Consider the following 457-nt stretch of genomic DNA (forward strand, 5'->3'; position numbering starts at 1 on the left):
GATCCAGCGCTGCACCCGACGCTTCAACAGCGCCGGGCTGATCGGCATTCCCGATGAGTGTCGCGGGCAGAACGGTCGCCGCTTCACCATCAGCGATGACCCGCGCCTGCTCGATCTGGCCGGGTGGCAACAGTACGTCGGCCGCCGTGGCGAGCGTGAACAACACAACCGTCAGATCGCCCGCAGTCCGGATCTTTACGAGATCTCCAGTCCCAAGGAATTCGTCGCGGTCAACATGGAGTACTTCCTCCTCGACCCGAGCTACGCCTGCCGCCGCCCGGCGCTGTATCGCTACTACAAGGAACATTTCGGCTGGGCGCCGCCAGCGCAGGACACCTGCAGCAAGAGCTTCGCCTTTCTCAATGCGGGCAATGACTTCGCTAAGCAGCCTCTGGGGCAAGTCGATCCGGAACGGGTCTACGCGGTCGATTACCTGCTGGCCGAGGCCAATCAGAAC

At 62.8% G+C, this 457-nt stretch carries 1 pseudogene; it reads left to right on the forward strand.

The window, feature by feature from the left end:
• Window positions 1–457, forward strand: a pseudogene (locus J5M71_RS28255) (hypothetical protein); the annotation flags it as partial.

This window comes from Pseudomonas sp. 43(2021), from assembly GCF_017490805.1.
Lineage (GTDB): Bacteria > Pseudomonadota > Gammaproteobacteria > Pseudomonadales > Pseudomonadaceae > Aquipseudomonas.